The organism is Pseudomonas sp. FSL R10-1350, assembly GCF_009600525.1.
In the GTDB taxonomy this organism is placed as follows: Bacteria; Pseudomonadota; Gammaproteobacteria; order Pseudomonadales; family Pseudomonadaceae; genus Aquipseudomonas; species Aquipseudomonas helleri.
Genome location: NZ_WIVR01000007.1, coordinates 103,226 through 127,234 on the forward strand (window position 1 = coordinate 103,226; position 24,009 = coordinate 127,234).

22 protein-coding genes and 2 pseudogenes are annotated in these 24,009 nt (G+C 57.9%); 16 read left to right on the plus strand and 8 right to left on the minus strand.

The genetic code is table 11. The features are described 5' to 3' along the window. Positions 1 to 43: 43 nt before the first annotated feature. The 3 genes from GHO25_RS05760 to gap all read right to left on the minus strand — a co-directional run bounded on the left by GHO25_RS05760 (position 44) and on the right by gap (position 2,236). Positions 44 to 562, minus strand: coding sequence for an RNA polymerase sigma factor (locus GHO25_RS05760; protein WP_048367959.1), 519 nt, complete (start codon positions 560 to 562; stop codon positions 44 to 46). Positions 563 to 765: 203 nt separating this feature from the next. Then, positions 766 to 1,230 (minus strand): methylglyoxal synthase, encoded by a 465-nt coding sequence (locus tag GHO25_RS05765; protein WP_048367957.1) that lies wholly within the window; start codon positions 1,228 to 1,230, stop codon positions 766 to 768. 4 nt (positions 1,231 to 1,234) lie between these two features. Continuing rightward, positions 1,235 to 2,236 (minus strand): type I glyceraldehyde-3-phosphate dehydrogenase, encoded by a 1,002-nt coding sequence (gene gap, locus GHO25_RS05770; protein WP_048367955.1) that lies wholly within the window; start codon positions 2,234 to 2,236, stop codon positions 1,235 to 1,237. A gap of 207 nt (positions 2,237 to 2,443) precedes the next feature. On the opposite strand from gap, the gene edd reads away from it, so the two are divergent. The 5 genes and pseudogenes from edd to GHO25_RS26845 all read left to right on the plus strand — a co-directional run. Beyond that, entirely contained in the window at positions 2,444 to 4,270 is a 1,827-nt protein-coding gene (gene edd / locus GHO25_RS05775; protein WP_153390118.1) for a phosphogluconate dehydratase, read from the plus strand. Then, positions 4,267 to 5,223: a glucokinase gene (locus GHO25_RS05780; RefSeq protein WP_153329579.1), complete on the plus strand. Its 957-nt coding sequence runs from the start codon at positions 4,267 to 4,269 to the stop codon at positions 5,221 to 5,223. The genes edd and GHO25_RS05780 overlap by 4 nt, the downstream gene beginning before the upstream one ends. A gap of 110 nt (positions 5,224 to 5,333) precedes the next feature. Next, complete coding sequence (locus GHO25_RS05785; protein WP_048367950.1) at positions 5,334 to 6,065, plus strand: response regulator; 732 nt, start codon at positions 5,334 to 5,336, stop codon at positions 6,063 to 6,065. Between the two features lie 523 nt (positions 6,066 to 6,588). After that, positions 6,589 to 7,041 (plus strand): annotated as a pseudogene (locus GHO25_RS26840) (HAMP domain-containing protein); the annotation flags it as partial. A gap of 195 nt (positions 7,042 to 7,236) precedes the next feature. After that, positions 7,237 to 7,515: pseudogene (locus tag GHO25_RS26845) on the plus strand (sensor histidine kinase); the annotation flags it as partial. On the opposite strand, the gene GHO25_RS05795 reads toward GHO25_RS26845, so the two are convergent. Further along, entirely contained in the window at positions 7,484 to 8,131 is a 648-nt protein-coding gene (locus tag GHO25_RS05795; RefSeq protein ID WP_048367945.1) for an AP2 domain-containing protein, read from the minus strand. The pseudogene GHO25_RS26845 and the gene GHO25_RS05795 overlap by 32 nt on opposite strands. A 351-nt stretch (positions 8,132 to 8,482) precedes the next feature. Between GHO25_RS05795 and GHO25_RS05800 the strand changes: the two genes are divergently transcribed. The 6 genes from GHO25_RS05800 to GHO25_RS05825 all read left to right on the plus strand — a co-directional run bounded on the left by GHO25_RS05800 (position 8,483) and on the right by GHO25_RS05825 (position 15,246). Continuing rightward, positions 8,483 to 9,769: an ABC transporter substrate-binding protein gene (locus GHO25_RS05800; protein WP_048367943.1), complete on the plus strand. Its 1,287-nt coding sequence runs from the start codon at positions 8,483 to 8,485 to the stop codon at positions 9,767 to 9,769. Positions 9,770 to 9,885: 116 nt separating this feature from the next. After that, positions 9,886 to 10,794: a carbohydrate ABC transporter permease gene (locus tag GHO25_RS05805; RefSeq protein ID WP_048367941.1), complete on the plus strand. Its 909-nt coding sequence runs from the start codon at positions 9,886 to 9,888 to the stop codon at positions 10,792 to 10,794. Continuing rightward, complete coding sequence (locus GHO25_RS05810; protein ID WP_153329581.1) at positions 10,787 to 11,632, plus strand: carbohydrate ABC transporter permease; 846 nt, start codon at positions 10,787 to 10,789, stop codon at positions 11,630 to 11,632. Before GHO25_RS05805 ends, GHO25_RS05810 begins: the two co-directional genes overlap by 8 nt. A gap of 2 nt (positions 11,633 to 11,634) precedes the next feature. After that, positions 11,635 to 12,798 (plus strand): ABC transporter ATP-binding protein, encoded by a 1,164-nt coding sequence (locus GHO25_RS05815; protein WP_048367937.1) that lies wholly within the window; start codon positions 11,635 to 11,637, stop codon positions 12,796 to 12,798. 93 nt (positions 12,799 to 12,891) lie between these two features. Continuing rightward, the gene (locus tag GHO25_RS05820) at positions 12,892 to 14,241 is read left to right on the plus strand and encodes a carbohydrate porin (protein WP_048367935.1); all 1,350 of its coding nucleotides are present in this window, start codon (positions 12,892 to 12,894) and stop codon (positions 14,239 to 14,241) included. Positions 14,242 to 14,382: 141 nt separating this feature from the next. Next, complete coding sequence (locus tag GHO25_RS05825; RefSeq protein ID WP_048367934.1) at positions 14,383 to 15,246, plus strand: D-hexose-6-phosphate mutarotase; 864 nt, start codon at positions 14,383 to 14,385, stop codon at positions 15,244 to 15,246. Positions 15,247 to 15,336: 90 nt separating this feature from the next. Here GHO25_RS05825 and GHO25_RS05830 read toward each other — a convergent pair whose 3' ends face one another. Next, positions 15,337 to 16,197 carry a MurR/RpiR family transcriptional regulator gene (locus tag GHO25_RS05830; RefSeq protein ID WP_173430580.1) on the minus strand — a complete coding sequence of 287 codons (861 nt, stop codon included), beginning with the start codon at positions 16,195 to 16,197 and terminating at the stop codon, positions 15,337 to 15,339. Between the two features lie 205 nt (positions 16,198 to 16,402). Between GHO25_RS05830 and zwf the strand changes: the two genes are divergently transcribed. The 3 genes from zwf to GHO25_RS05845 are packed head-to-tail and all read left to right on the plus strand — an operon-like array spanning position 16,403 to position 19,255. After that, on the plus strand, positions 16,403 to 17,872 hold the full coding sequence (gene zwf, locus GHO25_RS05835; RefSeq protein ID WP_048367930.1) for a glucose-6-phosphate dehydrogenase: 1,470 nt from the start codon (positions 16,403 to 16,405) through the stop codon (positions 17,870 to 17,872). Then, on the plus strand, positions 17,859 to 18,572 hold the full coding sequence (gene pgl, locus GHO25_RS05840; protein ID WP_153390119.1) for a 6-phosphogluconolactonase: 714 nt from the start codon (positions 17,859 to 17,861) through the stop codon (positions 18,570 to 18,572). The genes zwf and pgl overlap by 14 nt, the downstream gene beginning before the upstream one ends. A gap of 17 nt (positions 18,573 to 18,589) precedes the next feature. Next, positions 18,590 to 19,255, plus strand: coding sequence for a bifunctional 4-hydroxy-2-oxoglutarate aldolase/2-dehydro-3-deoxy-phosphogluconate aldolase (locus GHO25_RS05845; RefSeq protein ID WP_048367926.1), 666 nt, complete (start codon positions 18,590 to 18,592; stop codon positions 19,253 to 19,255). Positions 19,256 to 19,404: 149 nt separating this feature from the next. Here the strand turns inward: GHO25_RS05845 and GHO25_RS05850 are convergent, their stop codons facing one another. Then, positions 19,405 to 19,641 carry a DUF3820 family protein gene (locus tag GHO25_RS05850; RefSeq protein ID WP_048367925.1) on the minus strand — a complete coding sequence of 79 codons (237 nt, stop codon included), beginning with the start codon at positions 19,639 to 19,641 and terminating at the stop codon, positions 19,405 to 19,407. 207 nt (positions 19,642 to 19,848) lie between these two features. On the opposite strand from GHO25_RS05850, the gene GHO25_RS05855 reads away from it, so the two are divergent. Next, positions 19,849 to 20,316: a PA2169 family four-helix-bundle protein gene (locus GHO25_RS05855; protein WP_048367924.1), complete on the plus strand. Its 468-nt coding sequence runs from the start codon at positions 19,849 to 19,851 to the stop codon at positions 20,314 to 20,316. A 119-nt stretch (positions 20,317 to 20,435) separates the two neighbouring features. Here the strand turns inward: GHO25_RS05855 and GHO25_RS05860 are convergent, their stop codons facing one another. Continuing rightward, entirely contained in the window at positions 20,436 to 20,906 is a 471-nt protein-coding gene (locus tag GHO25_RS05860; protein WP_048367923.1) for a MaoC family dehydratase, read from the minus strand. A 75-nt stretch (positions 20,907 to 20,981) separates the two neighbouring features. Then, complete coding sequence (locus tag GHO25_RS05865; RefSeq protein WP_153390120.1) at positions 20,982 to 21,926, minus strand: alpha/beta hydrolase; 945 nt, start codon at positions 21,924 to 21,926, stop codon at positions 20,982 to 20,984. Positions 21,927 to 22,125: 199 nt separating this feature from the next. Here GHO25_RS05865 and fadD2 point away from each other — a divergent pair, with 199 nt between their 5' ends. Then, positions 22,126 to 23,814, plus strand: a complete 1,689-nt coding sequence (gene fadD2, locus GHO25_RS05870; protein ID WP_153390121.1) for a long-chain-fatty-acid--CoA ligase FadD2 — start codon at positions 22,126 to 22,128, stop codon at positions 23,812 to 23,814. Positions 23,815 to 24,009: the final 195 nt, after the last annotated feature.

Sequence of the window (24,009 nt, forward strand, 5' to 3'; positions counted from 1 at the left end):
CCTTGGCAGTTTCAGGGCGTTCGCGTGGCATTGAAGGGCAAGGTTAAGGCCGATTCAGCCTGTCGGCTACCCCGATGCAGATTGCCATGATCAATTTGAGTTCCTTTTGAACGGTACTCAATGACACGTCAAGTTCTTCGGCGATCTCTTGATAACTGCAGCCATGCAGCCGGCTGAGGATAAAAATCCGCTGCTGACGTGCGCTCAACTGGCTCAGGCTCACACTCAAACGCTCCAGTAATTGCGCTGCTTGGTGGGCTTCTTCCGGGGTGCTGTGGGTAGAGGCAATGCCCTCAAGCACTTCGATCGGGACATCTTCAACCACCGTACGTGCCTGAATGCGCCGCGAGCGCAGGTGATCGAGCGCCAGATTGCGCGCGGTCTGGTAGACAAACGGTTCCAGGTGCTCGACCGAACGCTCGTTCAAGGCGCGGGTAACCCGCAGGTAAGTCTCTTGCAGCAAGTCTTCGGCGGTACTGGGGTTATTCACCATCCGCTGTAACGTGCGCAGCAAGGTCACCCGCTGAGTAAGGAAGACTTGATTGAACTGGGACTGACTCACAGCACTACCCGACCGATTTTGAGCGAATGATAATGCTTATCATCTGTGTGTTTGGTCAAGTGATGTTTTGAGTTTGTTGCTTGGGCAGTTCAGTCTGTGGGAGCGGGCTTGCTCGCGATTGGGGCGACGCGGTCTGAGGGTTGACCGAGTCGATCCTCTTCGCGAGCAAGCCCGCTCCCACAAGATATGTGTTCTATCCCAGGTTATGCCCGGCCTTTCAAATACGCGGCGTAATCGGGAATGCGGTGTTCGTGCGGCTGGTTCATCAGGGGGCTGCTGAGCAAATAGTCAGCGGTGCATTCATTGCTCGCCACCGGAATGTTCCACACTGCCGCCACGCGCAGCAGGGCCTTGATGTCCGGGTCGTGGGGCTGTGGCTCGAACGGGTCCCAGAAAAACACCAGCATGTCGATTTTCTGCTCGGCGATCTGCGCCCCCACTTGTTGATCACCGCCCAACGGACCGCTGATCATGCTTTCGATCGGCAACCCCAGGCGTTTGCTCAATAACAGGCCGGTGGTGCCCGTTGCGCACAAGTCATGCTGGCTGAGCGCGGCCTTGTGGCGTTCGGCCCAGTCCAGCAAAAACCCTTTGCAGTGATCATGCGCCACCAGGGCGATGCGCTTGCGCGCCGCCAAGGTGGCCGTGGTGAAGCTGATACCGATCATCGCGTCACTCCGCGTTGTGCAGCGCCAGGCAGTTGTCGAGCATACGGTTGGAGAAGCCCCACTCGTTGTCGTACCACGCCAGCACTTTAAGCAGCTTGCCGCTGACCTTGGTGTGGTTGGCGTCAAAAATCGACGACAGCGGGTTGTGGTTGAAGTCGCTGGAAACCAGCGGCAGGCTGTTGTAACCCAGCACCTTGGAATGTTGGCTGGCTTCTTTAAACACCGCGTTAACTTCTGCCGCCGTGACTTCGCGTGTCAGTTCAACCGTCAGGTCGACCAGCGACACGTTGATCACCGGCACGCGTACCGCCATGCCGGTCAGCTTGCCGGCTAGCTCTGGCAACACCAGACCCACGGCTTCGGCGGCGCCGGTTTTGCTCGGGATCATGTTCTGCGTGGCCGAACGCGCGCGGTACGGGTCGGTGTGATAAACGTCGGTGAGGTTCTGGTCATTGGTGTAGGCGTGGATGGTGGTCATCAGGCCGTTGGCAATGCCGAATTCGCGGTTGAGGATTTGCGCCACAGGCGCCAGGCAGTTGGTGGTGCACGACGCGTTGGAAATGATTTGATGCGATTGGCGCAGAATGTCGTGGTTAACGCCATAGACCACCGTCGCATCGGCATTTTTACCCGGAGCCGAGATAATCACCTTACGCGCACCGGCCGTAATGTGAGCCTCTGCTTTACTACGCTCGGTGAAGAAACCGGTGCACTCAAACACCACATCAACCTTCAGGTCGGCCCAAGGCAGTTCAGCCGGATTACGGATGGCGCTCACCGCGATTCGGTCACCATTGACCGTCAGACTTTCCTGATCATGCTCAACAGTGGCATCGAACGTGCCGTGAACGGTGTCGTACTTGAGCAGGTGAGCGTTGATTGAACTGTCGCCCAAGTCGTTAATGGCGACGATCTGCAAGTCCTGTCGGTAGCCTTGGGTATACAGTGCTCGCAGGACGTTACGGCCGATCCGGCCAAAACCATTGATTGCGATTCGTAATGTCATGGACAGCACCTGTCATCAATTTGTTGTTGGAATTACAAGATTATTCTCATAAAAATAGAAAACAAGCCATTTAAGTGGCAATATTTTGTTTTATCTACAACGAGTGACCTGAATCAACGGGTCCGAACGACTGAGCACGCGTCTGCGAGCCTCAGTCAGCATAGGACACGCACAGGTCGCCACATCCGTTAGCCTGGAGTTCAACACATGCATCCCCGCGTTCTTGAAGTCACCGAGCGTCTTATTGCCCGCAGTCGAGCTACCCGCGAGGCGTACCTGACGCTTATTCGTGATGCGGCCAGTGACGGACCGCAACGCGGCAAGCTGCAATGTGCCAACTTTGCCCATGGCGTGGCCGGATGTGGCACAGAAGACAAAAACACCCTCAAGCTGATGAACGCCGCCAACGTGGCAATTGTTTCGTCATATAACGACATGCTCTCGGCGCATCAGCCATACGAGCACTTCCCGGAACAAATCAAGCAAGCCCTGCGTGAAATGGGTTCTGTGGGCCAGTTCGCGGGCGGCACCCCGGCAATGTGCGACGGCGTGACCCAAGGCGAGGCCGGCATGGAACTGAGCCTGTTGAGCCGCGAAGTGATCGCGCTGTCGACCGCGGTGGCGCTGTCGCACAACATGTTCGACGCGGCGCTGATGCTGGGCATTTGCGACAAAATCGTGCCGGGCCTGCTGATGGGCGCGCTGCGCTTCGGTCATCTGCCGACCATCTTTGTGCCGGGCGGGCCGATGCCGTCGGGCATTTCCAACAAAGAAAAAGCCGACGTACGTCAGCGCTACGCTGAAGGCAAAGCCAGCCGTGAAGAGCTGCTGGAATCCGAGATGAAGTCCTATCACAGCCCCGGCACCTGCACCTTTTACGGCACCGCCAACACCAACCAGTTGCTGATGGAAGTGATGGGCCTGCATTTGCCGGGTGCTTCTTTCGTCAATCCTTACACGCCATTGCGCGATGCCCTGACTCGCGAAGCGGCGCATCAAGTCACCCGTCTGACCCAGCAAAACGGTAACTTCACACCGCTGGGCGAGATCGTGGACGAGCGTTCTCTGGTCAACTCCATCGTTGCCCTGCACGCGACTGGCGGCTCCACCAACCACACCCTGCACATGCCGGCGATTGCCATGGCAGCGGGTATTCAGTTGACCTGGCAAGACATGGCCGACCTGTCCGAGGTGGTGCCAACCCTGTCCCATGTGTATCCAAACGGCAAAGCCGACATCAACCACTTCCAGGCCGCGGGCGGCATGGCGTTCCTGATTCGTGAGCTGCTCGAAGCCGGGTTGTTGCACGAAAACGTCAACACCGTGGCCGGTTACGGCTTGAGCCGCTACACCCGCGAGCCGTTCCTCGTGGATGGCCAGCTGGTCTGGCGTGATGGCCCGATCGAAAGCCTCGACGAGACTATTTTGCGCCCGGTTGCCCGTGCGTTCTCGGCCGAGGGCGGCCTGCGGGTGATGGAAGGCAATTTGGGGCGCGGGGTCATGAAGGTCTCGGCGGTTGCGCCCGAACATCAGATTGTCGAAGCTTCGGCGCGGGTATTCCAGGACCAGCAGCAACTGGCCGATGCCTTCAAGGCCGGTGAACTGGAACGCGACTTTGTTGCCGTGATGCGTTTTCAAGGCCCGCGCTCCAATGGCATGCCAGAGCTGCACAAGATGACGCCGTTCTTGGGCGTGCTGCAGGATCGCGGCTTCAAAGTGGCGCTGATTACTGACGGACGCATGTCCGGGGCATCGGGCAAAATCCCGGCGGCGATTCACGTCAGCCCCGAGGCGGAAGTGGGCGGCGCGCTGGCGCGGGTCCAGGACGGTGACCTGATTCGCGTCGATGGCGTAAAAGGCACGTTGCAACTGTTGGTGGATGAGGCAGAATTCGCCGCACGCACCCCGGCTGTCGGCACCTTGAGCAATGCCGTCGGTACCGGGCGCGAGTTGTTTGCGTTTATGCGTCAGGCCTTCAGTTCGGCCGAGCAGGGCGCGAGTACCTTTACCTCGTCTCTGGAATCCCTGAAATGAAACTCGCCCTCGTCGGTGATATTGGTGGCACCAACGCCCGTTTTGCCCTCTGGGAAGACGAACAGTTGCGTTCAGTCAGCGTGTTGGCCACGGCCGATTACGCCTGCCCGGAAGACGCAATCACGGTTTACCTTAATGAGTTGAACCTGGCGCCCGGTGCGGTGGGTTCGGTGTGCCTGTCGGTGGCCGGGCCGGTGAGTGGCGACGAGTTTCGCTTTACCAACAACCATTGGCGCTTGAGCCGGTCGGCGTTTTGCGAAACCTTGCAGGTCGATCACCTGCTACTGATCAATGACTTCAGCGCCATGGCCCTGGGCATGACGCGCTTGCAACCCGAAGACGTGCGCCAGGTGTGCCCCGGCATTGCCGATCCGGCGCGCCCGGCGGTGGTCATCGGGCCAGGCACGGGGTTGGGCGTAGGCACGTTGCTCAACCTGGGCGACGAGCAATGGATGGCCTTGCCGGGGGAGGGCGGCCACGTCGACCTGCCCATGAGCAACCCGCGTGAAGTGCAGTTGTGGCAGCACATCTACAACGAAATCGGCCACGTCAGCGCCGAAAGTATCTTGAGCGGCAGCGGTTTGCCGCGTGTGTATCGGGCGATCTGTGCGGTCGACGGGCATGAGCCGGTGCTGGACAGCGACCGGGCGATCACTGCGGCAGCGTTGGCGGGTGATCCGGTGGCGTTGCAGGTGCTGGAGCACTTCAGTTGCTGGCTGGGCCGTGTGGCCGGCAACAACGTGCTGACAGTCGGCGGGCGTGGCGGGGTGTACATTGTTGGCGGCGTGATCCCGCGCTTTGCCGATATTTTTGTGGCCAGCGGCTTTGCCCGAAGCTTTGCCGACAAAGGCTGCATGAGCGACTATCTCAAAGGTATCCCGGTCTGGCTGGTGACCGCACCGTACTCGGGCTTGATCGGCGCCGGCGTGGCACTGCAACAAGCGTTCGGTTGACTGTAGGAGCGAGCTTGTCTCGCGATCTTTTGACCGTTGAAAAGATCGCGAGGCAAGCTCGCTCCTACCGAGTGATCTTTCGTCCATAACAACAATAAGGATCAGCGCCTGTGAGCACATCCGGCAAATCCATTTTGCTGGTCGATGATGACCAGGAAATTCGCGAGCTCCTTGATATCTACCTCACCCGTGCCGGCTTTCAGGTGCGCACCGTGGCGGACGGTGCGGGCTTCAGGCGGGCGCTTGATGAGCAGGCCAGCGATTTATTGATCCTGGACGTGATGCTGCCCGACGAAGACGGTTTCAGCCTGTGCCGCTGGGTGCGCCAGCACCCGCGTTTTGCGCAAATTCCGATCATCATGCTCACCGCCAGTTCCGATGAAGCCGACCGGGTCATCGGCCTGGAACTGGGCGCTGATGACTATCTGGGCAAGCCTTTCAGCCCCCGTGAACTCCAGGCGCGCATCAAGGCCTTGTTGCGCCGTGCGCAGTTTTCCAGTGCGAGCGCCGGTCATGAAGTTATGGCGTTTGACGAGTGGCGGCTCAACACCGTGACCCATCGGCTGTTCCATACCGATGGCGAAGAGGTGATTTTGTCCGGGGCGGATTTCGCCTTGCTCAAGCTGTTTCTGGACAACCCGCAGCAGATCCTGGATCGCGACATGATTGGCAACGCCACCCGTGGCCGCGATCTGATGCCGCTGGATCGCATTGTCGACATGGCGGTCAGCCGTTTGCGCCAGCGCCTGCGTGACACCGAGAAGCCGCCACGGCTTATCCGCACGATCCGTGGCAGCGGTTACCAGTTGGCAGCTGAGGTCACCGTCGGAAATGGCCATTAAGTTTTTATCCCGCCTGCATCTTCCCCGTTCGTTGCTGGGTCGCATGTTACTGCTGACGCTGCTGGCCATCTTGCTGGCGCAGACGTTGTCGAGTGCCATCTGGCTCTCACAATTGCGCACCACCCAGCTTGAAGGCCTGGTCAACAGTGCCCGCAGCATGGCGCACTCCATGAACGCCACGGTGACGTACTTGCGCTCCCTGCCGCTGGCCTATCGCCCGCTGGTGCTGGATCAAATGCGCAGCATGGGCGGCACGCGGTTTGTCGTCAGCCTCAATGACCGGCCGCTGGACATGCAGGTGTTACCGCCAACCCAGCGTAAACAAGCAGTGCTGGACGCCGTGGACCAAGTGCTACGCCAGTCGCTGGGGCCTGATGTCGATCTGTCGGTGAAGTTTGTCAGCCCCCAGGACTTACGTATTTTCAACGCGGGCCTGAAGCTCGATGAGCTGCCGCGTTCGTGGGCGCACTTTGCCCTGACTCTGGAGCCGGTTGACCCGCCGGTGCTAGTGACGCAAATCCAGATGGCTCAGGGCGAGTGGCTGTACATCGCGTCCTTGCTGCCCCAGCCCTACACCAGCCTTGAAGAAGAAGGGCTGCCTGCGCTGCAACTGTGGTTTATCGTGCTGAGCAGTATCTTTTTGCTGTTGTTTATCGGCGTGCTGGTGCATTGGCAAAGCCGCCCGCTCAAGCGTTTGGCGAGGGCGGCCCGTGACATGTCACTGGGCGAAGACGAGGTCCAGCCTGTCGAAGTGGGCGGCGGCAGCGAAGTGGTTGAAGTGGGGCGGGCCTTTAACACCATGCGCGCGCGCATCAGCCGATACCTGACCGAGCGTGGTCAGTTATTCAGCGCCATCTCCCATGACCTGCGCACGCCCATCACCCGGCTGCGTTTGCGCGTGGAACTGCTGGATGACGAGCAACTGCAATACAAGTTTGGTCGCGATCTGGACGAGCTGGAAATGCTGGTCAAAGGTGCGCTGCAATGCGTGAAAGACACCGACATTCACGAGAATATCGAGCCGGTCGACGTCAATACTTTGCTCGACTGTCTGATAGAACCCTATGTGCTGCCGCAGGGGAATGGCCGGGTAACGCTGCAGGGGCGAGCGACCAGTCCTTATCACGGCAAACCCCTGGCCCTGCGCCGCTGCATGGGCAACCTGATTGATAACGCACTCAAGTACGGCACCAACGCGCACTTGCGCATAGACGACAACGAGCAAGCGTTTGTGCTGACCGTCGACGACGAGGGGCCGGGCGTGCCCGAACAGCGTCTTGAGCAGGTGTTTGAGCCGCACTTTCGCCTGGCTGGGCAGCAACAAGGCTATGGCTTGGGGCTGGGAATAGCGCGCAGCATCGCCCACAGCCATGGCGGTGAAGTGAGCTTGCAAAACCTGCGTGTGGGCGGCTTGCGTGTCACTTTGTACTTGCCGCGAAATGCCGACTGATAGACAGGCTGGCCTGCTCGGCGCTGATCGGCAGTATGCGTTCCATCTGCGTGCCAGAGACCTCCTGGGCGGTGGGCTTTGGCTCGCGGGGCTTGTGCATCGCCGCCTTGATACGGTTTTCGCGCACGCGCCGGCTGGTCTGGCTGAAGTGATGCTGGAGCTTCTCCATGGCGACATCGTAGGGGTCGCTGCACAGGGTTAGCTGCCGTTCACGCTCCTCAAGCGCCAGCTGTTTGGCCTGGTCATCGCCATACTTGTCAATGCGAAAACTCTTGCTCAGGTTGTAGCCGTGAATGCGCGTGGTGGCACGCCAGTAATCAATCTGATTGGACTGCACGCGGTACACGCCGGGGTGGCCGCTGGTGTTATGCGGCATCAGGCGCTGGCGGTCTTCATAAGTAAAAGACTGCGGCATTTTCAGGACCAGTTGGTTGCGCAAGTTTTCGGCGGCCTCCAGGGCGGGAATCTCGCCGCCATATTGGTCGAAAGCAAAGTGATGCACATGCACTTTGCCCGCGCGTTGAATATCGATTTTCCAGGCGTAGGGGCGACCTTCCTGATCTTTGATGGGGTAAATGAAGCAATGATTCCGGGACGTTAAGTTACGTTCTGTCATGGCTAAAATCTCCTGAGGGGGTCGGCATCCGTTCTTTTTCTACGACGATGAGTAGCAGACTCGCTGATGTTATTTGCGGGTACAACGTGGGAAAACGACTTCGGGATGCGTCCTACAGGCAATGCGGAAAAAACTGTATCTCGTGGGGATTTCAACGGTTCTGGCCTACAAGATGGCTGACGTTGCTCATACTGAAAGATCTCAAACAGCCCCGTGGCCGCGTTCTGGAATGTCACCGGACGGTGACAAACAGACGTCTCTTCGTTACTTGAGGCGGGTGGCGCGTGGATACACTCATTGGTAGCGCAAGCAAAAGACTTGCACAGCTATAACAACAAGAAAGGGCATCTCATGAATTCATTCAATCGCCTCGCCGTCGTTATCTCTCTCGCCACACTATTCCCTCTGAGCAGCTATGCCGCCGACTCCAAAGGTTCGGTTGAAGTGGTGCACTGGTGGACGTCAGGTGGCGAAAAAGCTGCTGTCGATGTGCTGAAGGCTCAAGTTGAAAAAGACGGTTTCACCTGGAAGGACGGCGCTGTCGCCGGGGGGGGCGGTGCCACCGCGATGACCGTACTGAAAAGCCGTGCTGTGGCGGGTAACCCGCCGGGTATGGCACAGATCAAAGGGCCGGACATTCAAGAGTGGGCGTCTACCGGGCTGCTCGACACTGACGTGTTGAAGACGGTCGCCAAAGACGAAAAGTGGGACAGCTTGCTCGACAAGAAAGTCTCCGACACCGTGAAGTACGACGGTGATTACGTGGCCGTGCCGGTGAATATCCACCGCGTGAACTGGCTGTGGATCAACCCTGAAGTCTTCAAAAAAGCCGGTATCGAAAAACCACCGACCACCCTCGAAGAATTCTACGCAGCCGGTGACAAGCTCAAGGCCGCGGGCTTTATTGCGCTTGCCCACGGCGGCCAGCCTTGGCAGGACAGCACCGTGTTTGAAGCGGTGGTGCTCTCGGTCATGGGCGTCGATGGCTACAAAAAAGCCCTGGTTGACCTCGACAACGATGCCCTGACCGGCCCGCAAATGGTCAAGGCGCTGACCGAGCTGAAGAAAGTCGCGACCTACATGGACGCCGATGGCAAAGGCCAGGACTGGAACCTGGAAGCGGCCAAAGTCATCAACGGCAAGGCCGGCATGCAGATCATGGGTGACTGGGCCAAGAGTGAATGGACCGCGGCCAAGAAAATCGCCGGCAAGGACTATGAGTGCGTAGCCTTCCCGGGCACTGACAAAGCCTTCACCTACAACATCGACTCTCTGGCGGTGTTCAAGGTGAAAGACGAGGGCACCAAGGCCGGTCAACAAGACATTGCCAAGGTGGCGCTGGGTGAAGACTTCCAGAAAGTCTTCAGCATCAACAAGGGCTCAATTCCGGTTCGCAACGACATGTTGAACAACATGGAAAAGCTCGGCTTTGACGCCTGTGCCCAGACCTCGGCCAAGGACTTCCTGGCAGACGCCAAGTCCGGCGGCCTGCAGCCAAGCATGGCGCACAACATGGCGACCACGCTGGCCGTGCAGGGGGCGTTCTTTGACGTAATCACCAATTACATCAACGACCCTAAAGCCGATCCGGCCGACACCGCCAAAAAACTTGGCGCAGCGATCAAGTCCGCCAAGTAACCCCACTCCTGTAGGAGCGAGCTCGCCTCGCGATCTTTTGAGGTTCTAAAAGATCGCCAGACAAGCTCGCTCCTGCCCGGAGCAGTCTCTACTTTTTCCTCGCACGGATTTCCTCCATGAGTTCTGTTGCTGCGTTCAGGAAAGTCTCGCCCTTCGATGTGTTGCAACGCTGGCTACCCAAACTGGTGCTGGCGCCGAGCATGATCATCGTGTTGGTGGGCTTCTATGGCTACATCCTGTGGACGTTCGTTCTGTCGTTCACCACCTCGACCTTTCTGCCGACCTACAAGTGGGCTGGCTTGGCGCAATACCAGCGTTTGTACGACAACGACCGCTGGTGGGTCGCCAGCAAGAACCTGGTGGTGTTTGGCGGCATGTTTATCGGCATCACCCTGGTGATCGGCGTGACCCTGGCGGTGTTTCTCGACCAGCGCATTCGCCGCGAAGGGTTTATCCGCACGATTTATCTGTACCCGATGGCGCTGTCGATGATCGTCACCGGTACCGCCTGGAAATGGCTGCTGAACCCCGGCATGGGCCTGGACAAGCTGCTGCGTGACTGGGGCTGGGAAGGCTTTCGCCTCGACTGGCTGATTGACCCTGACCGCGTGGTGTATTGCCTGGTCATCGCCGCCGTCTGGCAAGCCTCGGGTTTTATCATGGCCATGTTTCTTGCGGGCCTGCGCGGGGTGGATCAATCGATCATCCGTGCCGCCCAGATCGATGGCGCAAGCTTGCCGCGCATTTACTGGAAAGTGGTGCTGCCCAGCCTGCGTCCGGTGTTCTTCAGTGCGGTGATGATCCTGGCGCATATCGCGATCAAGAGCTTTGACCTGGTGGCGGCGATGACTGCCGGTGGCCCGGGCTACTCGTCAGATTTACCGGCCATGTTCATGTACTCCTTCACCTTCAGTCGCGGCCAGATGGGCATGGGCTCGGCCAGTGCGATTCTGATGCTCGGGGCGATTCTCGCGATCATCGTGCCTTACCTGTATTCCGAGCTGAGGGCCAAGCGAAATGACTAGTCTGACCGGCAAACGCTCAATAAGCCTGAGCCGCATCGCGATCTACGCGGTGCTGATTGTCGCGGTATTGCTGTACCTGGTGCCTTTGGTGGTGATGCTGCTGACCAGTTTCAAAACCCCGGAAGACATCAGCACCGGCAACTTGCTGAGCTGGCCGAGCGTGGTCACCGGCATTGGCTGGGTCAAGGCCTGGGCCACCGTTGACGGTTACTTCTGGAACTCGATCAAGATCACCGTTCCGGCGGTACTGGCTTCGACCGCCATCGGCGCGTTGAACGGCTACGTGCTGTCGATGTGGCGCTTTCGCGGTTCGCAGTTGTTTTTCGGCTTGCTGCTGTTTGGCTGCTTCTTGCCGTTTCAAACCGTGCTGCTGCCAGCCTCGTTCACCCTCGGCAAGATGGGCCTGGCCAGCACCACCACGGGCTTGGTGATCGTGCACATCGTGTACGGGCTGGCGTTCACCACCCTGTTTTTCCGTAACTACTACGTCAGCATTCCCGACGCACTGGTGAAGGCTGCACGTCTGGATGGCGCGGGTTTCTTCACGATCTTTCGGCGGATCATTCTGCCGATGTCGACCCCGATCATCATGGTCTGCCTGATTTGGCAGTTCACCCAGATCTGGAACGACTTCCTGTTCGGTGTGGTGTTTTCCAGCGGTGATTCCCAGCCCATTACTGTGGCGCTGAACAACCTGGTCAACACCAGCACCGGGGTCAAGGAATACAACGTGGACATGGCGGCGGCGATGATCGCCGGGCTGCCGACCCTGCTGGTCTATGTGGTCGCAGGCAAGTATTTCGTGCGCGGGCTGACGGCCGGCGCGGTCAAGGGGTAATCATGGCAACGCTCGAGCTTCGTAACGTAAACAAGACCTATGGTGCTGGCCTGCCAGACACCCTCAAGAACATTGAACTGTCGATCAAGGACGGCGAGTTTTTGATCCTGGTCGGGCCTTCGGGCTGCGGCAAGTCGACGCTGATGAACTGCATCGCGGGCCTTGAGAACATCACTGGCGGCGCGATCATGATTGATGATCAGGACGTCAGCGGCATGAGCCCCAAGGATCGTGACATCGCCATGGTGTTCCAGTCTTACGCGCTGTACCCGACCATGAGCGTGCGCGAGAACATCGAGTTCGGCCTCAAGATCCGCAAGATGGCCCAGTCGGCCATTGACGAAGAAGTCGCGCGGGTCGCCAAGCTGTTGCAGATCGAGCACTTGCTCAATCGCAAGCCCGGCCAGTTGTCCGGTGGTCAGCAGCAGCGGGTGGCGATGGGGCGTGCGCTGGCGCGTCGGCCCAAGATCTACCTGTTCGACGAGCCGCTGTCCAACCTCGACGCCAAGCTGCGGGTCGAGATGCGTACTGAAATGAAACTGATGCACCAGCGTCTGAAGACCACCACCGTCTACGTGACCCACGACCAGATCGAAGCCATGACCCTGGGCGACAAGGTCGCGGTCATGAAGGACGGCATCATTCAGCAGTTCGGCACCCCCAAGCAGATCTACAACGATCCGGCCAACCTGTTCGTCGCCAGTTTCATCGGTTCGCCGCCAATGAATTTCATTGGTCTACGCTTGAAGCGTCAAGACGGCCGCTTGATGGCCGTGCTAGACAGCGGGCAGGCACGTTGTGAGTTGCCGCTGGGGGTGCAGGACGCAGGGCTTGAAGAGCGGGATGTCATCGTGGGGATTCGTCCCGAGCAGATCATGCTGGCACCGCACGAGGCCAATGGCCTGCCAACGCTTCGCGCCGAAGTCAAAGTGACCGAGCCCACCGGGCCGGACACGCTGGTGTTTGTCCAGCTCAATGACGTCAAGGTGTGCTGCCGCCTGGCACCTGATGTTGCGCCGCAAGTGGGCGAGAGCCTGAACTTGCAGTTCGATCCGGCCAAGGTACTGCTGTTTGATGCCCAGACAGGTGAGCGTTTAGGGGTTGGCGCTGCGTTATCCGCCCAGGACAGCAGGGGCGATAACGTCGCCCAATTCAAAGGACGCTAAAGCTGCACACAAGGACGCGTGTTGTTTCTGGCTGAAGATGTTGTAAACCGCGTTAGATAAAAACAGTTAATAACAAAAGACGAGGATTTTGGGATGAAAAAGCAACACGGCAATACCCGGTTGTTCTGCCAGCTGTCAGCGGCCGCCGTGCTGGTTATGTCTGCCAATGCGATGGCAGACGAAGCGTTCAGTGCCGATTCAAAATGGATGACCGGGGATTGGGGGGGCGAGCGGACCAAGCTCATCGAACAGGGCATCGACATCAAGGCTGATTATGTCGGTGAAGTAGGCGCCAACCTGCATGGCGGCTACAACAACAATAAAACTGCGCGTTACAGCGACCAGTTTGGCCTGGGCGTGGCGCTGGACCTGCAAAAGCTCTGGGGCTGGGATAACACCCAGGCCAAGATCCAGCTCACCAACCGTAACGGTGAGAACATCTCCAACGACCGTATCGGCGATCCGCGTGCCGGCACCTTGAGTTCGTCGCAAGAAGTCTACGGCCGTGGGCACATGGTGCGACTGACCCAGTTGTACATCCAGCATCAGTTCCTCGACGGCAAGCTCGACGTCAAAGCCGGTTACTTTGGTGAAGGCGAAGACTTCAACACCTTCCCGTGCGAGTTCCAGAACCTGGCGTTCTGCGGGTCTCAGGTGGGTAACTGGGCAACCAACATCTGGTACAACTGGCCGGTCAGCCAGGCGGCTCTGCGCGTGAAATACAACATCACGCCTGAGTTCTACGCGCAGATCGGTGCCTACAACCAGAACCCGTCGCAACTGGAGCACGGCAACGGCTTCAAACTCAACGGCAGCGGCACCAAAGGTACGGTCTTGCCGGTCGAGCTGGTCTGGTCGCCCAAGGTCAACAACCTGCCGGGCGAATACCGCATCGGTTACTACAAAAGCTCGGCCCCTGCGCCTGACCTGCGTGAAGACATCAACGGCCAGGATGCAGCTACCACCGGTCAACCGTATCGCATGCATGACAGCAAGCACGGTTACTGGCTGGTTGTGCAGCAACAACTCACCAGCCACAACGGTGATGCATCGCGCGGCCTGAACGTTGCCGCCAACGCAACCTTCCATGACAAGGCCACCAACATCGTCGACAACTACCAGTCGTTGATGTTCGTGTACAAAGGCCCGTTCGATGCGCGTCCAAAAGATGACATCGGCATTGGCTTTGCCCGCATCCACGTCAACGACCAAGTGAAGAAAAACGCTGAGCTGGCCAACGTCGCCAATGATGTCACCAACTACGACAGCCTGTCGTACTCGCCGCTGCGCGACACCGAGTACAACTACGAGCTCAACTACGGTATCCACGTGACCAATTGGCTGACCGTGCGTCCCAACTTGCAGTACATCACCCACCCCGGTGGCGTGGACAAAGTGGATAACGCATTGGTGGCCGGTTTGAAAATTCAGTCGGTCTTCTAACGGTTGTTGCGATAAGCTCCTTTTCGTTATGCGTATTTTCCGGATAGCCTGTGCTATCCGGTTTTTTTTGGGGAGGGCGCTTTGATGCAGACGAGGCCGTTTCCAAAGGGTTGGACGACATGATTTTCAGGACTGTGGGACATGCATGAGCATCCGCTTCACCGTTTTTTCAAATCAAAGCGTGAGCAGCCGATTTTCCAGTGGGAGCGTTTTCAGCAACGCGACGTGCTGGTCATCGACCACCCGCATTGTCAGGCCGTATTCAGTCGTCAAGGTGCGCAGTTGCTGCACTTCAAGCCGACCGGGCAAAAGCCCTGGTTGTGGTGCGCGGCTAAATGGCCTCAAGTGGGGGCGATCCGTGGTGGCGTGCCGATCTTTTGGCCGTGGTACGGTCGCCATCCCAGCGAAAATGCCTGGCCGTCCCATGGCTGGGCGCGGCTGATCGACTGGAAACTGCTGGACAGCAGCACCGACGAAGAAGGTGTTTCGCTGCACTGGCGTTTGCAGTTGTGCGACTGGCAGGTTGATCTGCACGCCCGATTGGGTGAAAGCATGGAACTGCGCCTGAGCACCGAGCACCAGGACGACGAACCCTGCCAGGTCAGCCAGGCGTTGCGGGCTTATTGGCGGATTGGAGACGTGGCCGAGGTAGCGCTGTCCGGCCTTGATGGTGTGCGCGGTTACGACCAGCTCAATCGCGAGGCTTGCCAGCAAAAAGGCGAACTGCGGGTGGTGGGTGGATGCCAGCGGGTGTTCCAGCACGAAGGTGAAATGCAGCTAAACGACCATGCTTGGCAGCGCGCTTTAAGCATCGACACCGGCGATCATGCCAACACCGTGGTCTGGCACCCGGGCAAGCGTCCGTTGCTGGGCGTGAGCTGGAATGAAGTGATGGGGTTTGTCTGTGTCGAATCCGCCAGCACTGGCGCCCAGACCCAAAGCCTGGCCCCCGGCGAACAAGCGCACCTGAGCCTGCAGGCGCGGGCAGGGCTGTGTAACGCCTGACCCCATAAAAAACTGTAGGAGCGAGCTTGCCTCGCGATCTTTTGATCTTTTAAAAGATCGCGAGGCAAGCTCGCTCCTACAAGAGGGTGATCAGTTGAACTCATCCCCCACCGGATAACGGCTGGCATTCAGGCTTTCTTTGATCTTGCGCAAATGCGGCTGGAAATCCACGCCCCGGCGCAGGGTCATGCCGGTGGCCAGCACGTCCAGCACCGTGAGCTGGATAATGCGCGAGGTCATGGGCATGTAAATGTCCGTGTCTTCGGGCAGCGGGATGTTCAGGCTCAAGGTACTGGCTTTGGCCAGCGGTGAGTTCTCTGCCGTAAGGCCCAGCACCGAAGCCCCGTTGGCGCGGGCAATGCGTGCGACTTCAACCAGCTCGCGGGTACGCCCGGTGTACGAAATGATCACGAACAATTCGCCGGTGTGGGCCACCGACGCGATCATGCGTTGCATCAGCACGTCAGCATGGGCCGTGACTGCGAGGTTGAAACGGAAGAACTTATGCTGTGCATCCAGCGCCACCGGGGCCGAAGCACCCAGCCCGAAAAAGTGGATCTGGCGCGCCTGAATCAACAAATCAACGGCGCGGCTGATGAGGTTCGGGTCCAGGGCTTGGCAGGCACTGTCCAGCGAGGCAATCGCACTGCCGAAAATCTTTTGCGTGTACGCCGCCGGATTGTCATCGGCCTCAACCGCCCGACTCACGTAAGCTGCGCCACTGGCCAGGCTTTGTGCCAATTGCAGTTTTAATTCCGGATAACCGCTGACCCCAAACGAGCGGCAAAAGCGATTGACCGTCGGCTCACTGACCGACGCCGCCTGCGCCAGGGCAGCAATGCTGAACCGGGTCGCTTGTTGCGGGTTCTGGAGAATAATTTCAGCTACCTTGCGCTCAGCCTTGTTCAGCTCTTCGAGGCGGCCTTTGATCTGTTCGAGTAAATTTCGCACGCGGTCCATTTGTGTTCCTTGGGTCGGCGATGCAATCAACCGTGCTAAAGCGGTTCGTGAGGTGGCCTATCCTACTGGTGGCCCGAGATGACCACTAGCGGGAATCTGTATTTAGAGAAAATGTTGTGTTTATTACTACATTTTTCCTTGAGTGATGCCTTGAAAAAAGGTATTTGTAGCTTAACTTGATAAAAGAACAAACATCATGCCTTCGATTACGGTTGAACCGTGCACCTTTGCCTTGTTCGGCGCCCTGGGCGATCTGGCCTTGCGCAAACTGTTCCCTGCCTTATATCAACTGGACCGTGCCGGCTTGCTGCATGCCGACACGCGCATTCTGGCGCTGGCCCGTGAGCCCGGCGATGCACTGAGCCACCTGGCGCATATCGACAGTCAGTTGCGTCAGTATGTCGGTGCCAAGGAAATCGAAGATGACGTGCTCACGCGCTTTTTGGCGCGCTTGAGCTACCTGCATGTGGATTTTCTCAAGACCGAAGATTACGTGCCGCTGGCCGAACTGGCGGGGACTGAACAGCGAGTCATCGCTTACTTCGCCACCCCGGCAGCGGTCTACGGCGCCATTTGCGAAAACCTGTCCAAAGTCGGTCTGGCTGACAACGCCCGTGTGGTGCTGGAAAAGCCGATCGGTTCGGACCTTGAGTCGTCGCGCAAGGTTAACGACGCCGTGGCGCAGTTCTTCCCCGAGAATCGCGTGTACCGCATCGACCACTACTTGGGCAAAGAAACCGTTCAAAACCTGATTGCCCTGCGCTTTGCCAACAGCCTGTTCGAAACTCAGTGGAACCAGCGCTACATCTCCCACGTGGAAATCACCGTGGCCGAGAAGGTCGGCATTGAGGGCCGTTGGGGTTACTTCGACAAGGCTGGCCAACTGCGCGACATGATTCAAAACCACTTGTTGCAGTTGCTCTGCCTGATCGCCATGGACCCGCCTGCGGACTTGTCGGCAGACAGCATCCGTGACGAGAAAGTCAAAGTGCTCAAGGCCCTGGCGCCGATCAGCGCCGAAGGCCTGACCACCCAGGTGGTACGCGGTCAGTACATCGCCGGCTACAGCGAAGGCCAGTCGGTGCCGGGCTACCTGGAAGAAGAGAACTCCAACACCCAGAGCGACACCGAAACTTTCGTCGCCCTGCGAGCAGACATTCGCAACTGGCGTTGGGCCGGTGTGCCGTTTTACCTGCGTACCGGCAAGCGCATGCCGCAAAAGCTGTCGCAGATCGTGATCCACTTCAAGGAGCCGTCGCACTACATCTTCGCTCCTGAGCAGCGCCTGCAAATCGGTAACAAGCTGATCATTCGCTTGCAGCCGGACGAAGGCATTTCCCTGCGGGTGATGACCAAGGACCAAGGCCTGGACAAAGGCATGCACCTGCGCAGCGGCCCGTTGCAATTGAATTTTTCCGACACATATCACAGCGCGCGGGTACCGGACGCCTACGAGCGTTTGTTGCTCGAAGTGATGCGCGGCAACCAGAACCTGTTCGTACGCAAAGATGAAATCGAAGCGGCGTGGAAGTGGTGCGACCAGTTGATCGCTGGCTGGAAAAAGTCCGGTGATGTGCCCAAGCCCTACGCGGCGGGCTCCTGGGGGCCGATGAGCTCCATTGCACTGATTACACGAGACGGGAGGTCTTGGTATGGCGATATCTGATTTGAAACTGCCCGAAGGTGTCACTGCGCACACCTTCAAAAACCCGGCGGTACTGGCCGAAGGGCTGGCCATTAAGGTGGCCGGGCAACTGAATGACGCCATTCAGGCGCAAGGTACTGCAACGCTGGTGGTTTCCGGCGGTCGTAGCCCGGTGGCGTTTTTCCAGAGCTTGATCAAACAACCGCTCGACTGGTCGAAAGTGGTCGTCAGCCTGGCTGACGAGCGCTGGGTGCCGGTAGAGCACGCCGACAGCAATGCCGGTTTGCTGAAAAAACATTTGCTTCAGGGCCCGGCTGCCAAAGCGCGCTTTGTGGGCTTGTACAGCGTTGCTGCCAATCTTGAAGACGCCGCAGAACAGGCCGATCGAGCCTTGGCCGAGCTGCCGCCGATTGACGTGCTGATACTGGGCATGGGCGATGACGGGCATACCGCTTCGTTGTTCCCGAACAGCCCGAACCTGGCCGAAGCGTTGACGCTGGATAACCCCCGTCGCTGCTGGCCGATGCTGGCGCCGACTGTGCCGCATCAGCGTTTGAGCATGAGCCGCAGTCTGTTGGCGAGCGCAAAAAACAAGGTCCTGTCGATTAGCGGGCAGGGCAAATTGAACACCCTCAACGATGCGCTGGGAGGCACCGACATTGCCGCCTTGCCGATTCGTGCCTTTCTGCAACCTACGTTAGAGATTTACTGGTGCCCATGAGCCAAGGATCAGCTGCCATGACAACACGCATTGCCAACGTCTCGATGGCGGATAAAGTCGCCCTGATCGACGATTTGTGCGCCAAGGCGCGCATTTTGCCGGTGATTACCATTGCGCGTAAGCAGGACATTTTGCCGTTGGCCGATGCGCTGGCGGCTGGTGGCCTGACAGCCCTGGAAGTCACCCTGCGTTCAGAGTTCGGCCTGGAAGCCATCCGCGTACTGCGTGATCAGCGCCCTGAGCTGGTGACCGGTGCTGGCACCATTCTGGATCGCCACATGCTGGCGGCTGCCGAAGAAGCCGGTTCGCAATTTATCGTCACGCCGGGCATTACCCGTGACCTGCTCGAAGCCAGCGTGGCTAGCGATATCCCGCTGCTGCCGGGCATCAGCAACGCTTCCGGCATCATGGAAGGCTATGGCCTGGGCTATCGCCGGTTCAAACTGTTCCCGGCTGAAGTCAGCGGTGGCGTCGCTGCCATCAAGGCGCTGGGCGGCCCGTTTGGCGAAGTGAAATTCTGCCCGACCGGCGGCGTAGGCCCGGCGAACATCCGCAACTACATGGCGTTGAAAAACGTTATGTGCGTGGGCGGTAGCTGGATGCTCGACAGCGAGTGGATCAAAAACGGTGATTGGGCGCGCATTCAAGAATGCACCGCCGAGGCACTGGCACTGCTGGATTGATGACCTAGTAACGAATTGTTGTGTGTTCTACGGTTTTTGGTGCGCTTGGTCGGCGCACCTTTTTTTTGCCTGTCGATTGGGGCCTTATAACCTTTCGGATCAAGATCAAAAGATCGCGAGGCAAGCTCGCTCCTACAGGATTTGTGGCGTTAATGACGTGGCTTGGGCTTGCCATGTTTGGCCCGCAACGGGTCCAGCAGGTCCGAAAGGCCGTTGTGATCGATCTCTTGCATCAACGCCAGCAAACCACCCAATTCCCCTTTGGGGAAGCCTTCGCGGGCAAACCAGTTCAGGTACTGCCCCGGCAGGTCGGCGATGATTCGGCCTTTGTATTTGCCGAAGGGCATTTCGTGGGTGATCAGCAGTTCGAGTTTTTCGGGGTTCATTCCTGGGCCTTCAGTGCGTGCAGCAACAGGGTGGAAAATACAGGCATTTTGCATGCAGGCCAATTGACAGATCATGCAAAACAGCCGGAAGCTAATTTTTGATAAATGGTTAACTTATTGATTTATAAGGTTTTATTTTTATTCAAAAGCTGGCACGAGGACTGCAATCTCTATTGCACGATCCTCAACTCAGCAAGGAATTGAAAAATGACTGACCTTAATAAAGAAGCCATCTCTGTCCTGAACGACCTGATCGAAACCAGCAAAGATGGCCAGGAAGGCTTCAAGACCTGCGCCGAAGATATCAAGAACCCTGAGCTCAAAGCGCTGTTTGTAAAGCGTTCTGCAGATTGCGGCACGGCCGCAGCTGAGCTTCAGGCCGAAGTGCGCAAGCTTGGCGGTGATCCGGAAACCAGCACCAGCGTAGCCGGTGACCTGCACCGTCGTTGGGTCGACGTTAAATCGATCTTTACCGGCAAAGGTGAAGAGGCTGTGCTCAACGAAGCCGAGCGCGGTGAAGACCATGCGCTGAAAGCTTATAAAGAAGCGCTGGAGAAAATCTCCAAGCACAATCTGGTCGGCATCCGTGATGTGGTTGAGCGTCAGTACTTGAACGTACAGCGCAACCACGACCAGGTTAAAGCACTGCGTAATCAGGCGCGTGCCCGGGCTTAACCTCAGCCCTTAAGCCAATGTGGGAGCGGGCTTGCCCGCGATAGCAGCAACGCGGTCTCTAACAGGACCGCGTTGTTTGTATCGCGAACAAGCCCGCTCCCACTTTTTTTGGCGCTCAATCAGCCAATGCTGATGGCTGGCAACACCGGCAGGTTCACGGTTTGTTGCTTGCGTGGCGCAATGATCTCGGCTTCGCCGTCGACCACGATTTCTTCGCGCTGGTTGAACACACGGGTGGCAATGCGCACGCGAAACTTTGGCAGCTTTTCCAGAATCTCCAGACGCACAGTCAGGGTGTCGCCGATTTTGACCGGCTTCTGAAAGCTCATTTGCTGACCAACATAAATAGTGCCCGGGCCGGGCAGCTCGCACGCTACGGCAGCGCTGATCAGTGCACCACTGAACATGCCGTGGGCAATGCGCTCTTTGAACATGGTGGCTGCGGCAAATTCAGGGTCGAGGTGCACCGGGTTGTGGTCACCAGACATGGCCGCAAAAAGCTGAATATCACGCTCTTCGACGGTTTTGCTGTAGCTGGCAGTCTGGCCGACTTCGAGGGCTTCGTACGGGGTGTTGGTAACCTGGGTCATCTAGCGCATGTCCTGTGACGGGTGATTAGTTTCAAGATTTTGATTTTAAAGTCTTTTTTCTAAAATATGGTTCGATTATTCGCTGCGCGGCGGGCGTGAACAGCTTAGCGCCTGATTCAGCCATGCGATGACATCAGCCGTCACATCGTCGCGGTTGGTTTCATTAAATAGCTCATGACGCGCGTGGGGGTACAGGTTGAGTTGCACCTGTTGAATACCCGCCTTGCGCAAAGCGTCGCTCAGATCTACCAGACGCTTGCCTTCACTGACCGGGTCACAGGTGCCGCCGATAACCAAAACCGGAAGTGAAGAGTCAATCTGGACGAGATTGGACGCTTTGCTGATTTGCTGCAAGCCACCGAGCAGGTCGACCCACAACTGATTGGTGCACCTAAAACCGCACAACGGGTCATTGGCGTAGGCGTCGACCTCGACCGGATCGCGGCTAAGCCAGTCATAACGTGTGCGATTGGGCTTGAAGGCTTTATTGAATGAACCGAACGACAGCCACTCGATCAGCGCGCTGCGACCTTTAGGCCCTTGGCGCCAGCGTTCGAAACGGGCAATCAGGCTGGCGCTGCGATACAGCGCCACCGGCTGAAAATTCGAAGCGCTGAGAATCGCGCCCTGCACGCTGGCGCTGTGATGCAGCAAGTACGCCTGGGCAATGTAGCTGCCCATACTGTGGCCGAGAATAAACACGGGTGTGCCGGGGTGAGTCTGGCCAATGTGGCGGTTAAGGGTCGCCACATCGCTGACCACGGCGCACCAGCCGTCTTCATCGGCGTAATAGCCCAGCGTTCCGCGTTCTGCCGTCTTGCCATGCCCGCGCTGGTCGTGGGCACACAGCCCAAAACCGGCCTCACTCAAGGCCTGGCCCAAACGTGCGTAGCGCCCACCGTGCTCGGCCATGCCATGGGCCAACAAGACAATCGCCTTGGGCTTACCTTCAGGCAGCCACTGGTGCACGAAAAGCCCTGTGCGGTCATTCGTCTCCAGCCAAAAGGTGTGTGGGTTCATGGCAGTTCCTTTACACGGTGTCGTAGCACTGTATAGCGCATTAACGGCACCACAGGCGAAATCACAGTAATAAGATTCAAGATGTAAATGGCGAAGATCGCCTTATTTGCCTACTACTTGATAACTGTTAACGTCCGGATGCTGTGCTTTTACTGCATCACGATGCAGCCAGACATGCTCAGGTAAGAGGATAAAAACAATGCATCCTGATTTCTGGAACGACAAACGTCCCGCAGGCGTACCGCTGGACATTGATATGACTGCCTTCACCTCAGTGGTGGATGTCTTTGAGCGCTCCTGCAAAAAATTTGCAGACCGGCCTGCCTTCAGTAACCTCGGGGTCACCCTGACCTATGCCGAGCTTGATCGCCATAGCGCGGCGTTTGCCGGTTATTTGCAGCAGCACACCAACCTGGTGCCCGGTGATCGCATCGCGGTACAAATGCCCAATATCCTGCAGTACCCGATTGCGGTGTTTGGTGCGTTGCGTGCGGGCCTGGTGGTGGTTAACACCAACCCGTTGTACACCTCGCGTGAAATGCGCCATCAGTTCAAGAGTGCGGGCATACGTGCATTGGTCTACCTGAACATGTTTGGCAAGCGCGTGCAGGAGGTGCTCGAAGACACTGAAATCGAATACCTGATCGAAGCAAAAATGGGCGACCTGATGCCCACCGTCAAAGGCTGGGTCACCAACTTGGTAGTCGACAAGGTTAAAAAGCTCGTGCCGTCTTACCGGTTGCCGCAGGCCATTCCTTTCAAGCAGGTGTTGCAGCAGGGAGCAGGGCATCCGTTGCGGTCGCTGCAAGTCAGGCTGGACGACATAGCTGTGCTGCAATACACCGGCGGCACCACAGGTTTGCCCAAAGGCGCCATGCTCACCCATGGCAATCTGGTAGCCAACATGCAGCAGATTCGTGGCTGCTTGTCCCAGCATGCCGAAGATGGTTTGCCGCTGCTCAAGGAAGGCCAGGAAATCATGGTGGCGCCGTTGCCGCTCTACCATATCTATGCGTTTACCGCGAATTGCATGTGCATGATGGTGACCGGCAACCACAACATCCTGATCACCAACCCGCGTGACATCGCAGGTTTTATCAAGGAGCTTAAAAACTGGCGGTTCACTGCATTTTTGGGCCTGAACACCCTGTTTGTGGCACTCATGGATCACCCGGAATTCAAGACCCTGGATTTCTCCTCACTCAAACTCACCAACTCGGGCGGCACGGCGCTGGTCAAGGCCACGGCTGAGCGTTGGGAAAAACTCACCGGTTGCCGCATCGTCGAGGGCTATGGCCTGACCGAAACCTCGCCGGTTGCCAGTGCTAACCCCTACGGCGGGTTTGCCCGCTTGGGCACGGTGGGCATGCCGGTGCCGGGCACACTCATGAAAGTCATCAACGATGACGGGGCTGAACTGGGGCTGGGGGAGCGCGGCGAACTGTGTGTCAAAGGCCCGCAGGTCATGAAAGGCTACTGGAAAAACCCCGAGGCCACGGCCGAGGTGCTGGATGCCGAGGGCTGGTTCAAGACCGGCGATATCGCGGTGATTGATCCCGATGGCTATGTGCGCATCGTCGACCGTAAAAAAGACCTGATCATCGTCTCGGGTTTCAATGTGTACCCCAACGAAATCGAAGACATCGTGATGGCTCACCCCAAAGTGGCGAACTGTGCCGTTATCGGAGTACCCGACGAACGGACAGGCGAAGCCGTCAAATTGTTCGTGGTGCCGCGTGCTGGCGGGGTGAGCGTTGAAGAGCTCAATGCGTACTGCAAAGACAATTTCACCGGCTACAAAGTGCCCAAGCAGATTGTGGTTCGGGATTCATTGCCCATGACGCCGGTGGGCAAGATCCTGCGCCGCGAGTTACGAGATACCGTCTGATTCGTTCAGTCAGGCGACAAATGCCCGTGTGCCTTTGGCACGCGGGCTTTTTTATTGAGTGTTAAATCAACCGGGTCGCGTCTTGAAAAGGCCGTTGATGGCGCTGTAAGCCCTTGTTTAGACGGGTTTTGACAAAAATAGAGTTATGGCTCTAATGGTGACTTAGGATTGTAGGACAGTCAGAAAAGTGACGCT